This is a genomic window from Dehalococcoidales bacterium (assembly GCA_035529395.1).
Taxonomy (GTDB): domain Bacteria; phylum Chloroflexota; class Dehalococcoidia; order Dehalococcoidales; family Fen-1064; genus DUES01.
On sequence record DATKWT010000129.1, the window covers coordinates 1 to 4,368 of the forward strand.

The window sequence follows — 4,368 nt, forward strand, 5'->3', positions numbered from 1 at the left end:
CCCACCTTGCTCATCAGGCATTCTCTCCGCCAACCTGCGCCCGGTACTCATCCGCCGAAGTAAGTGAGTCAACTTCACCCGGGTTCGTCATCTTAATAACGACCATCCACCCTTCACCATAGGTGTCCTCATTTACCCTGCCCGGTTCGTCCTGAAGGGCTTCGTTGACCTCGACCACCTCACCGGTGACCGGACTGTACAGGTCATTGGTCGCTTTTACACTCTCAATCACACCGAACGGCTCCATGTGGCTGACCGCTGTCCCGATTTCAGGCAGCTCTACGAAGACGACCTCTTTCAGTTGCTCCTGGGCATAGGTAGTGATACCCACCCTGCCCAGGTCTTCACCTTCCAGCTTTAGCCAGGTGTGTTCCTCGTTGTATTTAAGTCCCTCAGGATACATATTTTAAATCACCTTTCCCAACTCAGGCTATGACCGCTTCTATTGCAGCAACGATGTCTTTGGGTTGAGGCAGCACGTACTGTTCCATGTAGGCCCCGGGAATCGGCAAGTTGGCCGCAGCAACCCTCTGGATAGGAGCATCCAGGGAATCGAAGGCGTTCTCCATGATTTGCATGCCAATCTCTGCACCAACCCCGCATCGCCTCGTGTCCTCGTCAACAATGACGACACGCCCCGTCTTCCTTGCCGATGCAGCAATCGTATCGATATCCAGAGGCTCCAGTGTCCTCGGGTCTACCACCTCGATACTGACCTTGTCCTTCATCTCTTCAGCCACCTGGAGGGCTAGCTGCACCATGTATGAGGTCGCCACCACGGTTACATCCGTGCCCTTACGCTTGATATCGGCCACCCCGAACGGTATCGTGTACTCCTCTTCCGGTATCTCGCCCTGGAGACCGAGCAGCCGCTTGTGATAGAAGAAGACCACCGGATTATCGTCCCTGATGGCCGTCTTGAGCAGTCCCTTGGCAGAGTACGGGTCCGAGGGCACAACCAGCTTTAGCCCCGGTTTGTGCATTATAAAGGACTCGGGGCATTGCGAATGCTCCGGACCAAGCCGGACATACCCCCCGATGCTGGCAAACAGCACTACGGGCAGGTTGACTTTGCCGCCATGGATAAAGTGCCAGTTGGCTATATTGTTCACGATTTCATTGGCCGCAACGAACATGAAGTCAGCAAACATAAAGTCGGCAACCGGACGATAGCCGGCAGTTGCCGCGCCAAGAGCGGCCCCGGCAACTGCCGTCTCACTCAACGGAGTGTCCATGACACGCTCAGGACCATACTTTTCTATCAGCCCCCGGCTTGCCCCGAAGACCCCGGATTGAACATCTTCGCCAATGATGAAGACCTTCTCGTCTCGTTCCATTTCCTCGTTGAGGGCTTCATTCAGTGCCATCATAAATACAGTCTGTTTCATTCCAATATCTCCTCACAGAGTAGTCGTTAAAAGACTTTACTCTACATACAGGGCATTCTCGAGTGCTTCAGGGCCTGGTACCTTGCCTTCCGTAGCGAACTTATCAGCGTCCGCCACCCATTCGTCAGCCTCTTTCTCTATTCGCTCATTTTCAGCCGCCGTGAGAATATTCTGCTCCAATAGCTTCTCACGGAAGAGCTTTATCGGGTCCCGCTTCTTCCAGGCCTCAATCTCCTCCGCGGGTCGCGGGTCAACGTGGGAAATATCGTTTGACCCCTCTGAGTGACTCCGGTAACGATAGGTCTTGCACTCAATCAGTGAAGGACCTTCTCCCGCTCTGGCTCTTTCCACTGCGGCCTGTACTGCCTCGTGGACGGCAATAACATCCTGCCCGTCAACGACCACCCCGGGCATGTTGTAGCCAGCGGCCAGGTCTGCAATATCCTCCCGGGCATAGGCATCTTTAAGGGGCATAAACTGGGCGTAGAGATTGTTTTCACAGAGCCAGACAACGGGTAGCTTCCATACCGCAGCCACGTTCATCGCTTCGTGGAGCGTCCCCCGGTTGGAACTGCCGTCACCAAAGCAGCATAGTGTGACCTGACCCCGGCCGTTCTTCTTGCAGGCCAGTCCCCAGCCAACAGATACCGGGAACTGAGAACCGATAGTACCGGCACTTCCGAAAATACCATGCTTAATGTCAACGCCGTGGAAGCCAGCGATGCCCCCGGCCATACCGTTGGCCTTTCCGTAGTGCTCAGCGAGGTATTCCTTCAGGGAAGCACCTTTTGCCAGCATGTAGGCAATACCGTGCCCGCGATGGTGAGGGTAGACGAAGTCATCATCCCTCAGAAAACTGCAGGCGCCTACCCCGACCGCCTCCGAGCCCTGCCCGCTGTGGAAGAATCCGACCACTTTGCCTTCCATGAGACTCTTGACCACGAGTTCATCCATTTTGCGGGCGCGCACCAGGTTGGTGTACATCTGTATCAGTTGTTCCTTTTCCAGTGCCATGTTTCCTCCTTTCTACTTTTATCAGTAGTTACTTCCTGGCGACTTCCCCATTTCGGGAAAGCCCGTTCACAAAAACCGTTAGTTCCCCATTGCCTTCCAGAGTAGCTCAGAAATATCCAGAACGTTGAGCTTTATTTTGGCAGATGTTCTGGCCATATTCAGTGCCCGGATACAGGAAGGGCAGGCTGTAACCACGGTATCTGCCCCCGTGAGCAGCACCTCATCAATCTTCTTTCGGGCAATATCCTGTGCTAATTCCTGGTTTGAGGCCAGAAGGTCCCCACCCGAGCCACAGCAACTGCAGTACTCGCGGTTGTCCGCCAGTTCGACCAGTTCCGCTCCGGGGATTCGGTCGATGATGAAGCGCGGTTCGTCAAAAATGCCGCTGTTTCTGCCCAGATCGCAGGGGTCATGGTATGTCATTTTACCCTCAAACCCCGGTATTTCTACCCTGCCTTCTTCAATCAAACGGGCAAGCAGTTCAACTTCGTGAAGCACCTCAAAGGTGTGTTCCTTTCCTATGACCTCCTTGTACTCCTCCTTCCAGACACGATAGCATCCAGGGCAGGTCATGACCACGGTCTTTGCCCCCATCTCCTTGACACGTTCGATATTGTGCCTGATGCACCTGGCAGCGCCCTTAGTGTCGCCGGCAGCCATCAGGGGGAACCCGCAGCACCACTCCTCACCCCCGACGATACCGAAGTCTATTCCGGCCGTCTCCATTATCTGTGAGAAAGACCGGGCGGCCGGCTGCGCCATCGGAAAGAATGATGCCACGCATCCCACAAAATAGACCACCTCGGCTGTTTTTTTCTCCCTGATGTCGTAAGGCAGTTTCAGCCGGTTCACCCAGTTGGCACGCTGCTCATTGGGCTTACCAGCCATATTGTGCGTTTCGCCAATGGTCGTTGTCAACCCATTGAGACTCTCAGGCGCAAGACCATTCTCCACCAGGTATTCCCTGACGCCCTGCCACATCGGCCGCGATTTTATACCGACGCTGCAATCGACTCCACATCTCCCACAGAGGGTACACTGGAAGACGCGCTCCAGATACTCGGGTGCCAGCTTCTGCTCTGCCGGTTGCTCAAGAAAGAGTTCTTTTGTCATCAGGATTCTGCCGCGCGGTGTGGATGACAGCCACCCCTGCGCTGTGGGGCAGACACTCATGCAGTAGCCACACTGAACACAGGCTTCGATTTCACGTACAAACCCCTCTGCCTTGACCTCGTTTCTAACCGCTGGTATTAGCCTGTCTACCTTTGAGGCAACACCCGTAGCCAGTCGATACACCACCGGTTGGAACAGCACCGGTGGTTCCGGCCACATCCCGGGGTTCATAATACTCTTTGGGTCATTCTGTGCCCTGGTTCTATTTATCTCATCGAGTCGAGCTTCGCCAAGCAGACCACGGTATGCGGCATTCCACACCCCGAGTCCTCCACCCGGTTTACCACCCAGACCAATCGCCAGGTTGGAAACGGTGCTCGGCGTCTGCATGGCAAAGAGATACTCCAACGGTTTCGTTTCGTCGGTGACAATCAGGGGCATCAGACTGCACTGTTTCTCAGAAACCACGTACCCCAGCAGACCGATGGGCCTCTTGTTCAGTTTTTCCAGACCGGAGTAGAACTCCGTCACGCGCTCCAGTGGCAGGTAGGCGCTGCTCGGGACTACGCTGGGCACCGCCCGCTTCACCCGGAGCATGTTGAACCGTTCCTGCCATTCGTGTTCAGCGCCCGCTATCTCCCCCCCGTGGTGGTCATGGTATAATGTCTCAAACTCTCCCGTGCCCTGTTCCACTTCCGATTTCTCACCATCGAAGCTCACCAGCAGCACACCGCTACCCTCCCCGAAATCCGTTACCGGATAACCGGCTGCCTGCAGAAGAGACAGGTAACGGTGGTCCTGGAACTCGATATTGTAGGGTCTCTGCGGCACGTTAGCCAGTGGCGATAGAACG

Annotated in this window: 4 protein-coding genes; all 4 read right to left on the bottom strand. The window is 55.2% G+C overall.

What is annotated here, in order from left to right; translation table 11 throughout:
- Window positions 1-13 precede the first annotated feature (13 nt).
- Window positions 14-403 carry a glycine cleavage system protein GcvH gene (gene gcvH / locus VMW13_08365; GenBank protein ID HUV44828.1) on the bottom strand — a complete coding sequence of 130 codons (390 nt, stop codon included), beginning with the start codon at window positions 401-403 and terminating at the stop codon, window positions 14-16.
- A gap of 22 nt (window positions 404-425) precedes the next feature.
- Entirely contained in the window at window positions 426-1,388 is a 963-nt protein-coding gene (locus VMW13_08370) for an alpha-ketoacid dehydrogenase subunit beta (GenBank protein ID HUV44829.1), read from the bottom strand.
- Between the two features lie 36 nt (window positions 1,389-1,424).
- Window positions 1,425-2,402 (bottom strand): thiamine pyrophosphate-dependent dehydrogenase E1 component subunit alpha, encoded by a 978-nt coding sequence (locus VMW13_08375; protein ID HUV44830.1) that lies wholly within the window; start codon window positions 2,400-2,402, stop codon window positions 1,425-1,427.
- A gap of 78 nt (window positions 2,403-2,480) precedes the next feature.
- Window positions 2,481-4,368, bottom strand: a 1,888-nt coding sequence (locus VMW13_08380; protein ID HUV44831.1) for a (Fe-S)-binding protein, incomplete at its 5' end; no start/stop codon positions are given.